General features: G+C 66.6%; 16 protein-coding genes and 1 pseudogene. 4 read left to right on the plus strand and 13 right to left on the minus strand.

All coding sequences use genetic code 11. The features are described 5' to 3' along the window. Positions 1 to 627 precede the first annotated feature (627 nt). Positions 628 to 1,449 carry an alpha/beta fold hydrolase gene (locus tag LHA26_RS16560; protein WP_302898024.1) on the plus strand — a complete coding sequence of 274 codons (822 nt, stop codon included), beginning with the start codon at positions 628 to 630 and terminating at the stop codon, positions 1,447 to 1,449. Positions 1,450 to 1,499: 50 nt separating this feature from the next. Beyond that, on the plus strand, positions 1,500 to 2,624 hold the full coding sequence (locus LHA26_RS16565) for a sensor histidine kinase (RefSeq protein WP_252166672.1): 1,125 nt from the start codon (positions 1,500 to 1,502) through the stop codon (positions 2,622 to 2,624). An 18-nt stretch (positions 2,625 to 2,642) separates the two neighbouring features. On the opposite strand, the gene LHA26_RS16570 is transcribed toward LHA26_RS16565, so the two are convergent. The 5 genes from LHA26_RS16570 to LHA26_RS16590 form a co-directional block, all read right to left on the minus strand. Continuing rightward, positions 2,643 to 3,656: an aldo/keto reductase gene (locus tag LHA26_RS16570; protein WP_252166673.1), complete on the minus strand. Its 1,014-nt coding sequence runs from the start codon at positions 3,654 to 3,656 to the stop codon at positions 2,643 to 2,645. 214 nt (positions 3,657 to 3,870) lie between these two features. After that, positions 3,871 to 4,347 carry a MaoC family dehydratase gene (locus tag LHA26_RS16575; protein ID WP_252166674.1) on the minus strand — a complete coding sequence of 159 codons (477 nt, stop codon included), beginning with the start codon at positions 4,345 to 4,347 and terminating at the stop codon, positions 3,871 to 3,873. A 10-nt stretch (positions 4,348 to 4,357) separates the two neighbouring features. Next, entirely contained in the window at positions 4,358 to 4,984 is a 627-nt protein-coding gene (locus LHA26_RS16580) for a hydrolase (RefSeq protein WP_252166675.1), read from the minus strand. A 140-nt stretch (positions 4,985 to 5,124) separates the two neighbouring features. Further along, on the minus strand, positions 5,125 to 5,733 hold the full coding sequence (locus tag LHA26_RS16585) for a TMEM175 family protein (RefSeq protein WP_252166676.1): 609 nt from the start codon (positions 5,731 to 5,733) through the stop codon (positions 5,125 to 5,127). Beyond that, positions 5,726 to 6,655, minus strand: a complete 930-nt coding sequence (locus tag LHA26_RS16590) for a LysR family transcriptional regulator (protein WP_252166677.1) — start codon at positions 6,653 to 6,655, stop codon at positions 5,726 to 5,728. The genes LHA26_RS16585 and LHA26_RS16590 overlap by 8 nt, the downstream gene beginning before the upstream one ends. 112 nt (positions 6,656 to 6,767) lie before the next feature. On the opposite strand from LHA26_RS16590, the gene LHA26_RS16595 reads away from it, so the two are divergent. Further along, positions 6,768 to 7,466, plus strand: a complete 699-nt coding sequence (locus LHA26_RS16595) for a pirin family protein (protein WP_252166678.1) — start codon at positions 6,768 to 6,770, stop codon at positions 7,464 to 7,466. Between the two features lie 83 nt (positions 7,467 to 7,549). Here LHA26_RS16595 and LHA26_RS16600 read toward each other — a convergent pair whose 3' ends face one another. The 8 genes and pseudogenes from LHA26_RS16600 to LHA26_RS16635 form a co-directional block, all read right to left on the minus strand. Then, entirely contained in the window at positions 7,550 to 8,236 is a 687-nt protein-coding gene (locus LHA26_RS16600) for a sensor histidine kinase (RefSeq protein WP_252166679.1), read from the minus strand. Between the two features lie 182 nt (positions 8,237 to 8,418). Further along, positions 8,419 to 9,548, minus strand: a pseudogene (locus LHA26_RS16605) (IS3 family transposase). 274 nt (positions 9,549 to 9,822) lie between these two features. Then, complete coding sequence (locus LHA26_RS16610; protein WP_252166680.1) at positions 9,823 to 12,030, minus strand: relaxase/mobilization nuclease domain-containing protein; 2,208 nt, start codon at positions 12,028 to 12,030, stop codon at positions 9,823 to 9,825. Further along, positions 12,027 to 12,347: a plasmid mobilization protein gene (locus LHA26_RS16615; RefSeq protein ID WP_252166681.1), complete on the minus strand. Its 321-nt coding sequence runs from the start codon at positions 12,345 to 12,347 to the stop codon at positions 12,027 to 12,029. The genes LHA26_RS16610 and LHA26_RS16615 overlap by 4 nt, the downstream gene beginning before the upstream one ends. 256 nt (positions 12,348 to 12,603) lie before the next feature. After that, on the minus strand, positions 12,604 to 13,449 hold the full coding sequence (locus LHA26_RS16620; protein WP_252166682.1) for a hypothetical protein: 846 nt from the start codon (positions 13,447 to 13,449) through the stop codon (positions 12,604 to 12,606). Positions 13,450 to 13,549: 100 nt separating this feature from the next. Beyond that, a complete protein-coding gene (locus tag LHA26_RS16625) occupies positions 13,550 to 13,954 on the minus strand; it encodes a hypothetical protein (RefSeq protein WP_252166683.1) in 405 nt (134 codons plus the stop codon). 448 nt (positions 13,955 to 14,402) lie between these two features. Continuing rightward, positions 14,403 to 14,660, minus strand: coding sequence for a hypothetical protein (locus LHA26_RS16630; RefSeq protein ID WP_252166684.1), 258 nt, complete (start codon positions 14,658 to 14,660; stop codon positions 14,403 to 14,405). Positions 14,661 to 14,761: 101 nt separating this feature from the next. Further along, positions 14,762 to 15,817: a S1/P1 nuclease gene (locus LHA26_RS16635; protein WP_252166685.1), complete on the minus strand. Its 1,056-nt coding sequence runs from the start codon at positions 15,815 to 15,817 to the stop codon at positions 14,762 to 14,764. Between the two features lie 637 nt (positions 15,818 to 16,454). Here LHA26_RS16635 and LHA26_RS16640 point away from each other — a divergent pair. Next, on the plus strand, positions 16,455 to 19,961 hold the full coding sequence (locus tag LHA26_RS16640) for a GAF domain-containing protein (protein ID WP_252166686.1): 3,507 nt from the start codon (positions 16,455 to 16,457) through the stop codon (positions 19,959 to 19,961). The last annotated feature ends 102 nt before the right edge of the window (positions 19,962 to 20,063 follow it).

The following is a 20,063-nucleotide window of genomic DNA, read 5'->3' on the forward strand; positions in this document are numbered from 1 at the left end:
AACGTGCTCGTGTGACCACGGGTGCGCATCATAAACGTGAGGGCATCGGCCACCGTCACCGTCTGCCGCTCGGTCGATCGCGGACCCGGTCCGGCACCCGTGTCGATGCACGACTGGGCGACCGTGAAGGTCGATCCCCTGCGGGAGAGGACGCGCGCAAGGCAGGCGTGCGTATGCGCACCGCTGATGCCCCGCCCATCGTAGCGACGAAGCGCAACATTCGGCGGAGACGCGCAGTCAACGCCCTTTTGCACGTAGATGCCGGGCTTCAGCCTGTAGATCCCGCCTGGCGGGGGCGAACGGTCCACGCTGGCCGCAGCGGGCACCGCCCCGGTCGCCAGAAGCACGAGGGCTGACAACATCCTCCTCAACATCTTCTCCTTCGTGCTCCGGCGATGCATCGCGTATCCGCGATGAACACAGCTTTGCGGCATGTCGGACGCCGCGTGCGAACCGGAGCCCGGCAGGCACGGGAGCCGCGACGTGGCAAGGCGCAGCCAGTTACTATCCACGGCTCAGACACCGCATGCACCCCCCTTTCGTGTGTCGTTGCGCGCCTCTTTCGGGGGACGTGTCCCGGGCGCGATGCGGCTAGGTTTGGGGTACGCGGGGGCGGGAGAATTGTTGATGCCAGTGCTAGATCTGAGGGACGGGACGCGCCTTTATTACAAAGACTGGGGCAGCGGCGACCCTGTCGTCTTCGCGCACGGCTGGCCCCTGAACTCCGACATGTGGGAGCACCAGATGATGTTCCTGGCGTCGCACGGCCACCGCGTCGTCGCCCACGACCGACGCGGCTTCGGGCGCTCCGACCAGCCGTGGAACGGCTACGATCACGACACCTTCGCCGACGACCTCGCACAGCTGCTCGAGGCGCTCGATCTCCGCGGCGTCACGCTGGTGGGCTACGCAATGGGCGGAGGCGAGGTCACGCGCTACGTCGGCCGGCATGGCTCGGAGCGCGTGGCACGCGTCGTCCTGATTGGAGCGACCACGCCGAAGCTGGGGCAGAGCGAGGACTACCCATGTGGCGTCCCGCAGGTCGTGTTCGACAACGTGCGCAGCGGGCTGATGGAGGATCGCCCCGAGTTCCTGCGCGGCTTCGCCCGCCTCTTCTTCGCCACCGGCAGCGACGCGGACGACGTGTCCGAAGGCCGTCTGGCGCACATCCATCAGATGGCGCTCCAGGCTTCGCTGAAGGCGACGCACGACGCGGTGACCGCCTGCGCGACCACCGACTACCGCGACGAGATCGCCCGCTTCGACGTGCCCGTTCTGGTGATCCACGGCGAACGCGACGCCTTCGTGCCGTTCGATGCCACCGGGCGCCAAGCGGCCGAGCTGTTCCCGAACGCGACGCTGAAGGTCTACGAGGGGGCGCCGCACGGCGTGCTGTTCACGCACAAGGACCGGCTCAACCAGGACCTGCTCGACTTCATCGCGGGCTGAGCGGCGTGGAGGGCCATAGATTCACAGGAACGGCGCTGGCCGCGGAGGCGATGGAACTCGCACTCGGCCGCGCCGACGTGACCGACGCGCTGCCGCTGCTTCGCGAGCTCGACGCGGGCCACCTCTCCGACATCCGACGGCAGGACCTGCTCCGACGTGTCCTAGGCTCGGCCAAGATCACGGAGCTGAACTGCCGGGCGGCCCGGATGCTGGCGATCGACGCTTGCCAACTGCCGGTGCCCTTCTCCGAAGTTTGGCCCTTCGCTGAGGCGGGGCTGCTCCTGCAGTCGCTCGCGGTGGCACAGACTTCAGCGGCCAGAGCCCATGCAGAGGTCGCGTTCAAGACCGCCGATGGTCCGGTGCACGTCCGCTTCATCACGTGGCGAGAACCCGGTTCCGTAGCGGGCGCTCTTTCGCTTGGAATGACCGACATCACCGGACAGGTCACGGCGGAAAAGGACCTCGTCGCTTTGCGGGCGCAGATGGCGCATGCGGACCGACTGTCTACGTTGGGGATCATGACCGCGACCATCACGCACGAGGTGCGTCAGCCGGTCGCCGCGATGATGACGGCAGCGCAGGCGGCGCTGCGGTGGCTCGCCCGTTCCCCGCCGGACCTGGATCAGGTGACGCAATGCCTCGAAACGGTCGTCGCCGGCGCTACCAAGGTGGAGGAGACGGTCGCGCGGCTGCGGCAGATGGCGTCGAACAGGGCCGGCGCGCGCAATCTCTGCGCGATCTCGACGCTGATCGAGGATACGGCCGAATTCCTGCGCCCGGAACTCGCGAATCGTCGGGCCACGCTGACACTCGATCTGGCCCAAGATCTTCCGCTGGTCCAGGCCGACTGCGTGCAGATCCGGCAGGTGATCACCAATCTCATGATCAATGCCGCGCAGGCCATGGCGGACGCGCAATGCTGGAATCGCGCGCTGAGGGTGCGCGCACGGCACGGTGACGCGTTCGTAGTCGTCGAGGTGGACGACAGCGGCCCCGGCGTCGCCGAGGCCGACCGGCGGCGCCTGTTCGACGGCTTCTATACGACAAAGAGCACAGGACTTGGCCTCGGCCTGAAGATCTGCCGGCAGATCATTGAGGACCATGGCGGCACGCTGGATCACGCGCCGAAGGCCGGAGCGGGCGCGCTCTTCCGGTTTTCGCTGCCCGCTCTTTAATCAAACCTTCGCCGATCCTCAGACGCCGCCCGGGAGCGGTGCCGAATGGTTGACCAGCCCGGCATCGCGCAAATCGCGCCAGAACTTGGCGGGCACCTCCTCCTCGAAGGCAGCGCGGTCCTCTGCAATGCGCTCGGGCCGGCTGGCGCCCGGAATTATAGCCGCCACGCCCGGGTGCGCGAGCGAGAACTGGAGGCCCGCCGCCTTCATGCTCACGCCATGCCGGGCGGCGATCGCCTGGATCCGCGCGACCTTGTCGAGGATCGCGGGTGTAGCGGGCGCGTATTCGAAGTTCGGCCCACCGACGAGCGCACCCGAGCTGTAGGGACCGCCAACGACGATCCCCAGTCCGCGCTCCACCACCTTGGGCATCAGCCGCTCCAGCGCCTTGTCGTGATCAAGCAGCGTGTAACGTCCGGCCAACAGCGATCCGTCCGGGCGCGGCTCCTCCAGATCGAGCAGCAGCTCCACCGCCTCGGCGCGGTTCACGCCCAGCCCCCACGCGCCGATCACGCCTTCGTCGCGCAGCCGGTCGAGCGCGCGAAACGTGCCGGTGCGCGCCTCCTCGAAGCGGCCGATCCACTCGTCTTTGTAGAAGTCCTGCGCCAGATCGTGCACCCAAACCATTTCGACATGGTCGGTCTGCAGACGCTTCAGGCTGTCCTCGATCGAGCGCAACGTTGCATCTGCGGAGTAGTCGTTCACGACCTTGTTGGGGCGTCCGTTAGCGAATACCTCTCGCGTGTCGCCGGTTGAGCGGCGGCCCTGCTCCTCCACCTCGTCGAGCACGATCCGGCCGACCTTGGTGCTGATGACGTACTCGTCTCGCGGCTTGCCCTTGAGCGCCTCGCCCATGCGAATCTCGGCGAGGCCGGCGCCGTAGAAGGGCGCGTTGTCGAAGTAGCGGATGCCGTCGTTCCACGCCGCCTCGATGGTGGCGAGCGCCTCGTCCTCATGAATTGCGCGGAACATGTTGCCGAGCGGCGCCGCTCCAAAACCAAGCCGGGTGTTGAGGATGTCCTTGAGCGCCATGGATGGGTGTCCTTGACAGATTGATGTAAGCTGTGAGCGGTGCCCGTCGTTCCACGCCGCAGCGCGCGAACAGTCCCGCTGTTCGGCACGAGCGAGAGGCGGATCATCACAAAGTAGAGAGCGATAGCCGCTCCGAACCCACAGGCCGCCATATGCTCTACCCGGCGCGACACGAACGCTTCCTGAAGTAGCCTCTACCGCATCCTGCAGCCACTCAGCCCGAGCGCCTGAGCAGGTAGGTGTGCTGACCGGACAGGACGAGCTCTCCGTCCTGGTTGTGGACCGTCACCTCGGTCGTGACCTCGCCCATGTCCCCGCGCGGCTCGAGGGACAGGATCTCCAGCGCCGAGAAGAGCGTATCGCCTGCATGCACCTCCTTCAGAAACCTGACGGAGAGGCCGGTGAAGGCCACGAAGATTGATCCGAAGTTGTGCGGCAGCAGGGTGGCGCCAGGTGCGGTGAACGCCAGCACCTGCAGGCCGTGCACGACCGGTGCGGGATGGCCAAACCGCTTCGCGTAGCCGACGTCGTAGTGGATGGGATGGTTGTCGCACGACACCGCCTGGAACGCGGACGCGTGCGCGTCGGTCAGCGTCCGGCTGGGCGCGCGAAACACCTCGCCGACCTTCAGTTCGTCAAAGGAACGCTCGGGGACGACGTGCCAATCTTTGGGGTCGAAGGCGAAGGCCATCGCACTCTCCTCACGCTGGGTGGATCATGTCGCGCGCGTAGTCCAGACCGATGCCGTAGCCGCCGCCATGGTCGACGACGATCGACCGCGCGGCCTCGTAGGTTTCGTGCCGCGTCCAGTCGCGCTGCAGCTCCAGGAGCCACTGGAGCCAGGATGTCATGACGGCTCCCGCTTGCTCCATGCGACGGAGCGCCGCTTCGTGGCTCGCCGGCGTGAGTCCGCCGCACGCGTCGGCGACGACCCGGACGTCGTAAGTCTCGCCGATCGCGGAAAGGACGGGGAACGACACGCAGGCCTCAGTCAGGAGCCCGGCGAAGACGAGCGTCCGCCGGCCAGTGCCAAGCACGGCCGCCCGCGCGGCGTCGTCCTCCCACAGGTTCATGTTGCGACGCTCGATCGGCGTGACACCGGGCAGGGCATCACGGAGGGGCTTCATCAGCGGACCGCTGTAGACCTTCGAGGCCGAGGTGCTCACTACCACCGGCACTCCGAAGGCGACCGCGGTACGTGCCAGCGCGACCGCGTTGCCGCGCAGCACCTGCCGGTCGGCCGACCCTGCGGCGAACGCGAGACCTGCCTGCTCGTCGACGAGGACGAGCGCGCAGTCTTCGGGAGCAAGCAGCGTCTGAGCGGACATGTCCAAACTCCATCTGGATCGGGACATGCATGGCGGGAAATGACCCGTAAATCTTGGGCGGGCCTTCGCATTCTTGGATGGGCGTGCGGGAAGCGGATAAGCCGGCGGCTCCGGGCCGCGGAGCTCGATTTGCGCTCCTGCTACTCGAACTGCCGGGCTATGCGCCGGTCCGGCACCAGCCAGATCGCCACGACGGCTACATAGAGCGCGATGGCGATCCGACGGCTTACGTAGCTCAGCGGCACCGCCGCCGCGTAGATCGCTATGCTGCCGCGGCCCTTCCAGTCCCGGCCGACCGCGCGCGCCACCGCCGACTGCGGCCCGTTGCAGGCGACGATCGCCCGCTCCGTCATTTGGTAGCCCACAGCGGCTAAGCCCAGCACGATGCCGTAGGCCGCCGTAGCACCCGGCGCGAAGCCCGTATCGTCCTGCCAGCGGATCACGAACGGCACGAGGCTGAGCCAGAACAGCAGGAACAGGTTCGCCCACAGCACGCGACCGTCAATCCGGTCGGTCGCGTGCAGCATATGGTGGTGGTTGTTCCAGTACAGGCCGACGTTCACGAAGCTGAGCGCATAGGCGAACAGCACCGGCGCGCTGCCGGCGAGGTCACGCAGATCTCCGCCGGACGGCACCTTCAGCTCGAGCACCATGATGGTGATGATGATCGCGACGACGCCGTCGGTGAATGCCTCCAGCCGCGCGGTTCCCATGCCGGCACGCCGCCTCGTCGCGGGCTGATCAGACATCGCCTGCTCCCGCCATGTTCGCGTCGGCATGGCCCAACTCGACCATGTGCTCCAGCAGCCAGGACGCGGCAGGCCCCGGCGGGCGGTCACGCCGCCAGATGCCGCAGAAGCGGTACATGCCGCCGGGATCGTCCGGCATGACGAGGCGCTTGAGCGTGCCCGCGACCAAGTCCGGCTCGATCAGCGGCAGCGGCATGTTGCCCCAGCCGATCCCTTCGCGCAGCAGCTGGTGCTTGGCGCCGAGGTCGGCGAGCCGCCAGGTGCGCGGCGACAGCACCGCAAAGTCGCGGCCCTCCGTAAGCGGCGAGCGGTCGGTGAGCACAAGCTGGACGTGATCGCGGCCAGCGCCCGCCGGGATGAGCTCGTGACGCGCGAGCGGATGGTCGGGTGCCGCCACCGGCACCATCGCCACGCTACCAGCGCCCGTCGAGTTGAGACCATCGATGCCACTCGCGAGCGGACCGGAAAGACCGACCACGGCCTTTCCCTCAAGCACGAGCGCCGCGATGGCGCCGAGCGCCTCGACGTGGAGTCGGAGCGTCACCGTGGGGTAGCGGGCAGCGAAGGCGCGCAGCACCTCGCCCAGCCGACGCGCCGGCAGCATCACGTCGACGGCCAGATTCACCTCGGCCTCGAGCCCGTCGAGCAGCCCCTTCACCTTGACCTTCAGTCCGTCGATGCCACCCGCCACCGTCCGCGCCTCGGCGAGCACGGCATGTCCCGCCCCAGTCAGCTTCGGGCGGCGCGTGCCCTCGCGTTCGAACAGCGTGACGCCGAGCTGCGCCTCCAGGTTCGTGATGCCGTAGCTGATCACCGACACGGCGCGGTTAAGCCTACGCCCAGCGGCCGCGAAGCTACCCGCGTCCACCACCGCCAGGAAGGTACGCAGCTGGTCGAAGGTCAGCGTGCCCGGCTCGCTCATTTCAACTTCCTCGAACGATCCGCACCAGTTTATCCGGCTGATGCGCAAAGTCGACGACGCCTATCTCCCGTCCATCGGCCGACGATACGACAGCCGGCCAGGGAGACAGGAAATGATCGAACTTCGCCCGTTCAGCAGCCTCGGCGGCGCCAACCATGGCTGGCTCGACGCCAAGCACCATTTCTCGTTCGCCAACTACTACGATCCCGCCCGGACCAGCTGGGGCAATCTGCGCGTCTGGAACGACGACACCATCGCGCCGCAGTCCGGCTTCCCGCCGCACCCGCACCGCGACATGGAGATCATCACCTACGTCCGCGAGGGCGCGATCACCCACCAGGATAACCTCGGCAACTCCGGCCGTACCGAGGCCGGCGACGTCCAGGTGATGAGCGCGGGCACCGGCATCGCCCATGCCGAATACAACAAGGAGGATGTGACCACCAAGATCTTCCAGATCTGGATCCAGCCGACCCGCACCGGCGAAAAGCCCGGCTGGGGCGCCCGCCCCTTCCCCAAAGGCGACCGCGCCGGCCAGTTTGTGACGCTCGCGTCGGGCTTCGACAACGACAACGACGCGCTGCCCATCCGTACCGACGCCCGCGTCGTCGGCGCCACGCTGAAGGCGGGTGAGACCGCCGAGTATCCGATCGGCAGGGATCGCCGCGCCTATCTCGTGCCGGCCACCGGAGCGGTCGAGATCGACGGTATCATCGTCAACGCCCGCGACGGTGCCGCCATCAGTGACCAGGACGTGATCCGGGTGCGCGCGATCGAGGACAGCGAGCTGGTGCTGGTCGACGCCGCCTGACAAAGACCGGGCACAGGCCCACGCGAGGGAAGGGCGAGCCGCATGGTTCGCCCTTTCCGGCTTCACCGCGGTGGGCGCGCTCGTCATGCGACGGGAAGCTGCCCCCTGATCCGGAACGTCGTGCCGACCTCCGGCTCCAGGTAACCTCCTTCTGCCCGAAGGCGTCGCGCCATCAGATCGACGATGCGGGATCCGAGACCGTTCCCGGTCGCACCGACTTCGGCAGAACGCGTGCTGCGGCCGACGCCTCGGTCCCGCACCTCCAGCGAGAACCCGTTTCCGACGGTGATCGCGAAGGCGATGTCGACGTCGCCCGGCTCGTCCGAAGCATAGGCGTACTTGCAAGCGTTTATGACGAGCTCGGTGACGATCACGCCTAGCGTGGTCGCGAAGTCGGGGGTGACCGGCAGCTGCTCCACGTCAAGGTGCAGGCGACGGCGGCCCGCCCCCTCGTGGAAGCTGGCCTGCAGCCCGTCGACGAGATCGACCAGGTAGGTCGCGATGTCCACGGCGCGCGTGGCGCAGGCGCGGTGGAGCTGCCGATGGACGCTGGCGACCGCGTCGATCCGGTGCACCGACATGTCCAGCGCCGAGCGCGCGACGGGATCCGTGACCTCCCGCCCCTGCGACGACAGCAGCGCCGAGATCAGCTGCAGGCTGTTAGCGATGCGGTGGTTCGCCTCAACGTGCTCCGCGACGTCGTCGATGACGAACGGCACCGGTGGCACGGCCAACCGCATCGGTTCGCAGTCTCGATGTTCGAGGGTCATGCATGCTCCTCCCATGACCGACTTGTCCCGCATCGATCAGAGCGGCGAAACCATACGTAGGTTTGTGTGTGTCTGCTCTTTGGGCGCGGGGGTGCCGTTCGCTGCTGAGCAGCAGAGCTTCGGTAGCAGTTGGATGACCTACAATCGAACGCCGATTGACGTGCTCCCCAAAGCTCCTCCAGTCATAACTGGAGTCCGGGGTTGTCATGGTGCCCGTCGGGGCGGTGTTGCACAACCCGCCCGGCAGCATCGGCGGGCGTCAGCCCGCCTATCCCGCTATGCGGCCGCACATGGTTGTAGTCGTCGCGCCAGAGCCGCAGCACCGAGCGAGCATGGCCGAGCGAGACGAACAGCGTCTCGTTGAGGCATTCGTCGCGCAGGCGGCCGTTGAAGCTCTCGACGTAGCCGTTCTGCTGCGGCTTGCCGGGCGCGATGTAGTGCCATTCGATAGGGCGCTCCTGCGTCCACTTCAGGATCGCCAGACTGGTCAGCTCGGTGCCGTTGTCGCTGACGATCATCAGCGGCGGTGCGCCTCTCACCGCGATGATGGCGTCGAGCTCACGGGCGACCCGCGCGCCTGACAGCGAGGTGTTGACCACGAGCGCCAGGCACTCGCGCGTGAAGTCGTCGACCACCGCCAGGATGCGGATGCGCCGGCCGCTGATCAGCGTGTCGCTGACGAAGTCGAGGCTCCAGCGCTGGTTCGGTCCCTGGGGCAGCGTCATGGGCGCCCGCGTGCCCATGGCTCGCTTGCGACCGCGCCGGCGCCGCACGCGCAGGTTCTCCTCGCGGTACAGCCGCAGCAGCTTCTTGTGGTTCATGACCAGGCCCTCGCGAGCCAGCATGATCCCCAGCCGCCGGTACCCGAAGCGGCGACGCTCGGCCGCGATCTCCCGCAGCCGCGACCGCAGGTCGCCATCATCAGATCGCCGATGCGCATAGCGCATCGACGTCCGATCCACGCCGAAGATGGTACAGGCCCGACGCTCGCTGATGCCGAACACCTGTCGAGCATGCTCGACAGCCTTCCGCTGAACGGCAGGCCCTACCAGTTTTTTGCTGCCGCCTCCTTGAGCACGACATTGTCGAGCATCGCGTCCGCTAGCAGCCGCTTCAGCCGGGCGTTCTCTTCCTCCAGCACCTTCAGCTTGCGCGCCTGCGACACGTCCATGCCGCCGTACTTCGCCTTCCACGCGTACAGCGTCGCGCTGCTGATACCGTGCTTCCGGCACACGTCGGCGGTCTTCATTCCGCCCTACTGCTCACGCAGCACCGCGATGATCTGCTCCTCGCTGAACCTGGTCTTCTTCACGTCCGTCTCCTCACGAAGGCGGACTCTAGCTCAGACTGGCGGAGTTTCAGGGGAGCACGTCAACGTTTGAACCCTTTGGCCGCTGTCTGCACGAAGATTCGGGTGCCGACTTCGCCAGCTTGGAAGCATCTCTCCCGTGCATCTGAAAGGCGTTAGGCGCGTGGCCCCAGAAACTAGCTGCTCCACTTTCGCTGCCCGGATAAACGGCTGCTTCCGCCGTCGCCCGTCGGAAGCGAACGGACGAGGCTTGCACGCCCAGCCCGGCCCCCCACGCTCACCGCAGCATCGACTGCGACGCGCTCGCACGTTTGAGCAACTGGTTCCTGGCGGTCGCCTGCTGGCGAAGTTCGATGACCCATCGATACCCCTCGGCTTCAAGCTCGCTCAGATAGGTGCGGGCAGTCCGGTCCTGCATGACACGCAGCGCCAGCGTGCGCGCCTCGTTCAGCGCCTCCGGTGCACGCCGCCGCTGATCGATCCACGCGTCAATGAGCGGGTTCTCGGCATAGGCATCGGCGTACATGTCGCGTTCGGCCGATGTGACTGGAGCTCGTGGTGAAGGCGCCTCAATGTCCGACAGTGTCGAGACCGTAATCGGCCGCTGCTCGATCCGCACGGCTGCTTTGGAAGGTATCGTCTCGTCGCCCGATCCTCCCGAATTTTTCTGCGCTGCCGTAAGGCCGGAAGGTCTCTGGCGCTCCAGCTTGCGTTTCGCGTCCGCCTCACGGCGCGCGCGCTCCGCAGCGATCGCTTCTCGGAGTGCCTTGCCGTCGATGTCGGTCCAGCCCTCGTCGACAATGATCGCGGCAGCGGCTGCAAGGAAGGCGTCGCTGCCCGTGAGCGTCACCCTGCCCCACCGCTCGCGTCCGAGCACGATCGCGGCGCGGACGACCTGTCGCTCGTCACGATCGACCGAGATGAGATCACCATGGTCCGTGAAGACGGTCCGACCATGGCCATCCAGGTACGCGATGCTGCGGCCCTGGGGGCGAGCCGAGAAGCCTGGCACCCTCTGCCCACGCGGTGCATCGGGCGCGGTCGCGAGGAGCAAGCCACCCGACGGCGTCGGGATCGAGGGCGGCTGCACACCGTCATTCCAGGCGGCAAACGAGGGAAAGCTGCTGGCGAGGCGCAATGCCGCAACATCAGCCCCGAGGCTGGCCTCCACCGCCGCAATCTGGCGCGCGGTCTCGCCGGCGATCAGGCTTCGTGCGAAGTTCAGCCCCTCGCGGTTGCCACGCCAGTCAAGCGCATCCACTCTGATGAGGCTTGCCTGCCGCCACGACGTGATCCTCGTCAGCGCGTCGTGCTTGGCGGCAAGAAGCGTATTCGTGTGGCGGGCGATGGCCGCCCGGTGTTGGGAACGGGCGTCGTGATAGGCGGCGCGCTTCTCTCCATCTGGCAGGACACGTGGCTGTCGTGAGCGGATGACGATCTCGCGGCCTCTCGGCTCGAAGGGACCGAACCGCGCCTCGAGCGCCTGGCGCGATGCACCCCGCCCTGCCCGGCTTGCCGGGATGCCGCGCTTGCCTTCGGTGATGTGTGCGCCCGACCGATGAAGTTCGATCCCGAGACCGTGCTCGGCGAGCCTGCGGTGGAGAGCATCCCAGCCGTTCGCCTCCTCGACCGCTCCGGGCACGATCTCGCGCACCTCCCGCTCGAACGAGGCTTGTCCAGTGCGGCGCTCGAACATCTGCGCACCCGGCGACAAGGGCCGCTCACGAGACCCATCCTCGCGTCGCCCCCGCCTCTCCCGCTTCAGCGCCCGCCCTTCGGCATCACGCACACGCCTGCCGGTCGCACGCTCCCGCACGCCGTCCGGCCCACCCACGAACTGCGCCTTTTCCTCGCTCGCCCATCCCTGGCGATGCTCGATCAGCGCGACTGCCTGATGGATCGCGTCGACTTCCCAGTCATCGCCTGCGGCAATGCGGCGGAAGGTCTCTGGATGAACGCGGTTCACAGCGACATGAACATGATAATGCTCGGTGTTGGCGTGCGCGGCGTAGATCGTCTGGTTCTCCTCGAGCCCGAGCACGTGGACCAGCGTGTCGACCGCGTCTGTCACCTGCGCGTGGGTCGGCTGTTCTCCTGTTCTCCAGCTCAGCACATAATGCTCGAGCGGATCGATGCCCGGCGACCGCGCCATGGTGGCAAGGATCTGGCGCTGTGCGTCTTCGAAGTCCGTGCCATGGATGTTGCGGAAGCCGATAAGGTCGACCTTCTCACCGACTTCGATCCCGCTCCGCTTGTGCTGATCTTGCGCGTCGGCAACATAGCGAAGCAGCTCGTGGCCAGGCGTACCGACGAGGCCAAGCGGCTTCAGCGCCTTTGCGTGCGCATCGCGCAGATAGTTGGTGAGCAGCGTCGCGTGATGGCGGATACGTTCCGGCGTGGCGGCCCGTCTTGCGTCTATCCCATGTCGCCGGCGGTTGGCCGCTACCCGACGTCGGTTCAGCCGGCTGATCGACTTGCCGATCATTTTACGTCCGTGCCTGCCAGGCGCGACAAGCGGCTCACCAACCGCTCGACGTCACCGATCATCCGCTGCAGCTCGACCGCCTGTTCCGCACGCATCTCGTGGCAGTGCGCGAGAAGAGCTATGGCTTCTGCAAGGAGAGGCTCGAACGGGCGGAATGCGATGGTGCGGCCGAGCAGCGCACGACGGCAAAAGTCGGAACGGCTCAAGCCAGACGCAGTGAGCGCAAGATCGAGCCTCTCCCACTCAAGGTCAGTGAGGCGGGCCGAGACCATGCGGGTCGCGGCCCGCCCCTTCTTCCTGGGCGGCCCCGCCGTCATGGCCGGCACCCCTGCCGGCCGCCCCGCCGTGACAAGCGAAGCGCGGAATGGCGAACACCGGCCCGGTATACCGGGCCCATCCTGCCTCCAATCCTACCCACTCCCTTAGACGGCTGACCCCGCGTAGAATTGCAGGAGGGCTGACGGGCAAGTGCAACGGCATTGCCATCGCGCCCGAGAGGCGAGCGACGATCAGCGACCATAATCCTGCCCGCGTGAGTGACACGCCGCGATCCACCGCGCCATAATGCGTGCATCACGGCTGCGGCTCCGCGGACCCCTGGTCATCGGCCTTGGTGGCGTGGTCCGAGACCTGCGGGAGCGCCGGTCGGGCGTCGATAGCCGACGGTGTCGCGGCACGCGCGGCCTTCCGCAACACCGGGATCGCGGCTCCGCATCCCATCGCTCTGGCGAAGTCGCCCGAGAGCGCGAAGTCGAGCAGCGTGCGCGCGAGCAAGGCCGCATCCAGCGCGGCGCCCGGAGGCGGGTTCAGGATGACGTCGCTCATCAACCCGCGAGACTGCTCGAGCAGGCGCAGCTGCCCGGGCTCGATATGGGCCAGCCGGTGGAGGAGAAAGCCGGGCGGCGTCACCCCGGGCGCTTCGGGCCTGGCGGCGATCTCGATGAGATGGACCTCGGCGTAGCGGGAGAAGCCGACCGCGGCGCGCAGCGTCTCCTCCGGAACCTCTACCGCGCCGGGCTTCAGCACCATCTTCATGACGGTCTTCCAGCCCCGGCTGCGCGCCGTCTCGAAGGTGCGGAGCTGATTGTCGAACGTGCCGCCGCCAAAGAGCCTGTCACCTCCGACGTCGAGGGCGATGAGGCCAATGCCATTGCCCTCAGCCTCGTCGAGGATCGTTCGGGCGAAGCTCGCGTCGCGACGCTCCGGCATCGGCCGGATGGCGTACTGCTCATGATCGAGCCTTCCGCTGAAGGCGTCGAGAGCCGGGCCCGCGCCAACCAGCATGACGTGGTTGCCAGCGAGCCGGTGGAGCGAGGCTTCCGCCATGGTCACCTCGGTCATGCCGGGGATACGACCATGAGAAAAAATGGCGGAGCAGATGCGGGGCGTATTGCTCCTGAAGGGCAGAATGTTGGACATGCAGACGGCTCCCGCCGGGACGCGAACCATGTGGCTCAGCGTCATGATGAGAATGGAAGAAGGCCTGAGGGTCCGGCGCCCTTCAGCGCCGGAGCTTCCGTCAGCTTTCGCGCGGCTCCAGCAGGTCACCGAAGCCGGTGTCGGCAGCGGACGTGGTGCCAGGCGCTTCGACGGGGGCCGCGGCGGCCTCGGCCGCATCAGCCGTCCCGACCGCATCGGACTGCCGCCGGCGCCCGAGATTGGCCTCGGAGAGCAGGCGTGAGATCTCGCGCGCGAAGGCGGGCGGCTTCACGCGGTCGTCAAGGCGCTGCACCGCGAGCACCACCGCTTTGACCGTGAGGCGCGGGTCGGACCTGAATTCGACCAGCACATCGTCGCGCCACTCGGCCGCGATGTCGGCCTGGGTCGGCTGCCGCTGTTCGGCGCGGATCGCGCCAAGAGCCTCGCTGAGCCGCGACACCACTTTGGGAGCCCCGCGCTTGTCGGCCTTGTTCGACGAGGACATCAGAACTGCCCTCCACGATCAGCGGAGGTGAAGTGGCTCCGAATGGAAGCCAGACGGACGGTATAGGATATGAGCATTGCACGGACTCCAGACGCCAGCTGCCGCGCCAACATGATGGCGGGCGAAGGTTGGTGTGTGTGGAGCCGGGGCGAGCTCCTCGTCTGTGCTATGCGATCTGACTCTGCCTTGCGGGCGCCCGAGATCCGTCATTCCGAATGCCTGTTGAGCATCCGTATCGGCACTGCTCCACGCATGGAAGAGAAGCGCCGACGCATATCGCACCTCTACCGATGCGACAGCGTCATCTAGGAAAAAGAGTTACAGGATGTCAAGCCCGAAGTAGGATGAACGCTGCGCCGCCGGATGAGTGTCGGTGGCGCAGCGCGTTGGATACGACACGATCTGGACCGTGGCCAAATCGTGTCCGGCGGGTCGGCACCGCAGGTGCTCAGGCCGCTTGCAGCTCCTCCCACACACGACCCTCGACGACGTCGACGAAGAACAGGCGCTGCTGCAGCGTATAGAGACAGCTTCCGCCCCACGGACGGACAGCCGTGATGCGCATGCCGGCATAGAGATCATCGGGGCAGACCTGCCCGACCGGACCGCCGAGCTCCGGCAGCGGCACGCTGCTCGCCCCCTCCCCCTCCGCCTGGAGCTGGTCATAATTCCAGACGAAGGCCGGATCGTCTATGATGGAGGACACAATCGTGCCGGCATCGTTCCTGAGGCTGCCCCGTAAGCGTGACCAAGCCGCATCGATTGTAAGTGCACCCACTCTTACGGCGGCGCCCTAATCAGCGTTCTTTAAGGCATCCGTTGGTTGCGAATGCAGCTGCGGCGGAACGCCTGTCGCCCCCGCCCATGCAATCCTTTTGAATCAGCCGCCGCGGAGCAGGCGAGCGACGCCGGCGTGCGACCACCGCCCTGAGCCGGGCCGGCTGAGCCAGGCGTTGCCGCGGGCGTCGATGCAGCGGCCGCCGCCGGAAGGGCCACGTCCGCGAGCGCCTGGTTCAGAACCAGCCCAAGCCTGACTCCGGCGCGCTCGAGCTGAACGGCGGCCGCAGCCTGCGCTTTTAGGTCATAGCCGGCCGGTAGCGTTATCGGGGCGGGATCCTGGGAACATGCTGCCGGTGAGCCGGCCGAGTAGGCAAGCGAGCGTGCGATGCCATAGGCCTCCTGTGCCCAGCTGGCTGCGTCGCCCTTCTGCCACTGTGTCCGAAGAGCCGGCGTGATGCGAGCGCGCAGCATCGCGGCGACCTGAGCCGGGTCGGAGCCGAGCGCCTGGACGACATTGGTGTCCCAATAAGCATGGAGGTTCTGCGTGCGCGACCCGCCCAATGAGAGGAGAATGCAATTACCGCCCCGGTCATGCTTATCCGACGCGTGCAGAGGCTGGTGCTCGTCGCCAATGAAGTGGAGCAGGAATTTAAGGGCGAACAGCCGTTCCTGCGGAGCCGTGCCCGGCGCGGCAAGCTCGGCGGCAAATTCCCTGATCTTGTCCACCACGCAGTCCTGGGCCGGCCCTGTGCTTGCCGGCTGATCGGGGGCGGGATGGCCAAAACAGGCGGCGTCCTGGTCCACACTGCCGTCAATTTCTGTGTCGACGAAGTGCCAGCTGCCCGTCTCCCGATGGCCACGGCTGCGATAGACGTCCGCCCAAGTTGCTTCGGACGCCATATCGTGGGCAGTGAGGGCGTCGCCGTCGTTCGCCAGGATAGCGTCAACCTTCGCACGCACCGCCGGAGTGAGCTCAGCACGAGCTATCTCAGCAACGATCCTATGCCCTTGAAAGCCCCAGGCGAAAGCGGGCAACGGAACCGCACCAGAGACAGCCGCGAGCAGGATGGCGAAGCGCTTCATGCTTGTCTGCGTGGCACCGACGTATGACGGCCGCAAGTCTGGGCCGAGTTTTCGTCGCTGCCCAGCCGCTCGGCACGCGACGCGCCTAAGCGGCCGAGATCGTGGCGGGCGAGCGCGAGACGGCAAACCGCAGCTCGAAGCTGGGGGATGGTGGCGACGCGGTAATCAGGTTCCGGCAAACGAGTCCGAGGTTAAGGGCTATTTAGCTGCACGAGCGAGGGCTCGAGCAGGTAGATTAGAGGCTCTGCCGAGCGCGGGCATGCTGTTGTCGATGCCTGAGGGGAAGGCTGGCAATGCTCCGGCGGAAGAGACGCTCCGATCGGTGGAGGGCTGCTCGCAACAGCCGCCGTGCTTAGCTGGATGAGGCCGCAAGACTGACCTTTCCGGTGCGGGCGCCGAGGAAGCGACGCGAGGCCTACGCAGCGTGCGCCGGCTATCGTGACCCACCCCCCATTCGTTCCGGACGCCGTCTTTGCTTTTCAGAACCTGCCCTTCGTTCACTTGCGTGAGCGGCCTGCTTGTGTGACCGCAAGACGCTCACCTGACTGGTACCCGCCCGATGACGAGCACCCATTAGTATTGTAGGATCAGTGCCATCGGATCGCCCGGGATCGGCTGGCGGTCACAAGGTGATGGTGTGGCTGAAGAGAACACTACCGTGCTGCCGGCGTTCGGCGTGGACTCGCGCCATGGCTCCTCGCAGGTTCTGCTCGCGAGCGAACGGCTGGCGGCTGCACGGTCGATTGAGGACGTCGTTGAAATGTTGCGCAACACCGCGCGAGCTGCCGTCGGGGCAGCGGGTATCGCCGTGATCCTGAATCAAGGTGGGCGGTGCGTCTACGTCGCAGAGGATGCCGTTTCACCGCTCTGGCAGGGACAACACTTTCCAAATGAGGCTTGCATCTCCGGGTGGGCGATGCGGCATCGTCAGACGGTCGCGATCAGCGACGTCCGCCTCGACACCCGCATCCCGCAAGAGGCTTATGCACCGACGTTCGTGCGCAGCCTGATCATGGTGCCGATCGGAAGTCCCGACCCGATCGCGGCGCTCGGCGCCTACTGGCCGGAGGTCGTCGAGCACGAAGTGGCTACCATCGAGCGAATGGAGAGCCTGGCCAGGCTTGCGACCATCGCGATCGAGAACGCGCGGCTTACCTATGCACGGGATCGCGCAGCATCGCTTGGAGCTGCGCAGAACCGCATCCTGCAGGCAGGGGTGGTAGAGGCGCCGCTTGCCGTTTCACTCGAAGCGATCGTCCGAGAAGTGGAGCAGCTCTCCACGACAGGGGTACTGGCCAGCATCCTCATTCTCGACGCCGACGGCAAACGTCTGCGGCACGGCGCGGCGCCAAGCCTGCCAAAGGCACATAATGATGCGATTGATGGTCTCGCAATCGGTCCCGACGTTGGCTCGTGCGGCGCTGCGATCTTCCGCAACGAGCCGGTTTTCGTCGCTAACATTGCCACCGACGTGCTCTGGAAAGACTTTCGCGATCTGGCGGTTGAGTACGACCTCGGTGCTTGCTGGTCGATGCCAATCCGCTCGTCCAAGGGTGAAGTGCTCGGCACCTTCGAGATGTATCACCGCGAGCCCCGCGAGCCACAGCCTGAGGACCTCGAGATCGTCGATTTCGTCCTGGGAACGGCCGGGCTGGTGATCGAGCGCGCGAGCGCAGAGCAACGCCTGCGTCGCAGCGAGGCGCGGTACCGGCAGATCGTGGAAGGAGTGGAGGACTTCGCGATCGTCACTTTCGATGCCGAGGGCATGGTCACCGGATGGAACAGCGGCGCCGTTCGGGTCGTCGGCTACCGGACCGAGGACGCCATCGGTCGCAGGGGCGACTTCTTCTATACCGCCGAGGATCAGGCTGAAGGCGTCTTCGAGCGGGAGATCGGCAAGGCGCGCAAGGAGGGGCGAGCGGTCAACGAGCGCTGGCACATGCGGGCGCAGGGCTCGCGGTTCTGGGGCTCCGGTCTGCTGATGCCGCTGGCGCTGGATCATGGAGGGTTCGTCAAGATCTTCCGCGACCGCACCACCGAGCACGAAGCAGAGGCCGCACTGCACGAGAGTGAGGCACGGCTCCGCTTCTTCGAGACGCTTGACAGCCGCCTGATGCGTGCCCGTCGCGCAGAGGACGCCATGCAGGCCGCGACCGAGGTCCTGGGGCTGGAGCTCGGAGCATCACGCTGCGCCTATGCCGACGTGCATGAGGACATGGACCGTTTCTGGATCCGCAGCGACTTCAGCGCGCCGGGGATCGCCAGCTCCGTCGGCGCCTACAGCCTGGACCTGTTCGGTCCACGCGCCGCAGCCGAAATGCGCGCCGGGCAGGTGCTGATCGTTCGCAATGTCAGGCAGGAGCTGGCGCCCGGCGAAGGACGCGAGATGTTTCTGTCGATCGGGATCGACGCGATCGTCTGTTGCCCTCTGATCAAGGACGGGCGCCTCGCCGCGATGATGGCGGTGCACCAGGATCGTCCCCGCGACTGGACCGCAGCGGAGATCGCCCTCGTCCGCGAGGTGGTCGAGCGCTGCTGGGCCCATGTCGAGCGCGTGGGGGCGGAGGCCAGACTGCGGGAGAGCGAGGAGCGCCTGCGGCTCGCTGTCGAAGGTGCCGATATCGGCTTCTGGGACGTGGACATCGTCAACGACATCCTGATCTGGCCGGCCCGGACCAAGGCGATGTTCGGCATTTCGCCGGACGTACCGGTCACCATGGATGACTTCTACGGCGGTCTACACCCGGACGACCTCGAGGCCACAAGCGCAGCATTCGCCGCCGCGGCAGATCCGACGAAACGCGCGATCTACGACGTCGACTATCGCACGATCGGCAAGGAAGATGGGATCGTGCGCTGGATCGCGGCCAAGGGCCGCGGCGTGTTCGACGAGGCGGGCCGCTGCCTTCGCGTCGCGGGCACGGTCGTGGAGATCACCGCCCGCAAGGAGGCGGAAGAGGCGCTGCGCGAGCTCAACGCGACGTTGGAGGCACGTGTGGCGGAGGCGGTAGCCGACCGCGAGGCGGCGCAGGAGGCGCTGCGCCAGAGCCAGAAGATGGAAGCGATGGGGCAGCTCACGGGCGGCGTGGCCCACGACTTCAACAACCTGCTGACGCCCATCGTAGGCGCGCTCGACCTCCTGCAGCGCAAGGCGCTTGGTGGCGAGCGTGAGCAGCGCCTGATCGCTGGAGCGGCGCAATCGGCAGAGCGTGCGAAGACACTCGTACAGCGCCTCCTCGCCTTCGCGCGGCGTCAACCGCTTCAGGCAGTGCCTGTCGATGTCGCCGGCCTAGTGAGGGACATGGGCGAGCTGATCGGCAGCACCACCGGCCCGCAGATCAATGTGGTGGTCGAGGCCCCCGATGGACTCCCCGCCGCCACTGCTGACCCGAATCAGTTGGAGATGGCCATCTTGAATCTGGCCGTGAACGCGCGCGATGCCATGCCGGAGGGCGGTGCGCTTCGCATCACCGCATCGGCGGAGCTGGTAGCGTCGGGTCATCGCTCGAAGCTCCCAGCTGGGCAATATATCTGCCTGTCGGTCGCGGACACGGGCACTGGTATGGACGAGCGCACGCTGGCGCGCGCAGTCGAGCCGTTCTTCTCCACCAAGGGTGTGGGCAAAGGTACCGGCCTTGGGCTGTCGATGGTGCATGGGCTCGCATCTCAGCTGAACGGTTCGCTGACGATCCGCAGCCGGCTCGGGGCTGGAACCAACGTAGAGCTCTGGCTTCCGCGGAGCATGGCGGTGCCGGCGATGGCCGCGGATGAACCTTCGACGTCCTTGTCGATGATCGCCAGAGGAACCGCTCTTCTCGTCGACGACGAAGAGCTGGTGCGGGCAAGCACGGCCGACATGCTTCACGACCTGGGCTACACCGTCATTGAGGCCGCGTGTGGCGAGGAGGCCGTGCAGATTCTGGAAGCAGGGGTACGACCGGATCTGGTCGTCACCGATCACCTTATGCCTGGGATCAGTGGCACCGACCTCGGCCGGCTGATCCATGCATCCCGTCCTGGCACCCCGGTGCTGCTTGTGTCCGGCTACGCCGAGCGCAAAGGGCTTGGCCCCGAACTGCCGCGGCTCATCAAGCCCTTTCGAAAGGACGAACTCGCGGCGAGCTTGGCGCGGCTTGTGAAGTGAAGTGAGCCGGTATCGGCTTCTCCGGCGAGCGCCTGTATGACCCAGCTCCGGGTACAGAAGGCTGTAAAGGTGCTTCTTGAAACCAGCCGCTCGTTCATATGG

The sequence above is a fragment of the Sphingomonas morindae genome (genome assembly GCF_023822065.1).
GTDB lineage: Bacteria > Pseudomonadota > Alphaproteobacteria > Sphingomonadales > Sphingomonadaceae > Solisphingomonas > Solisphingomonas morindae.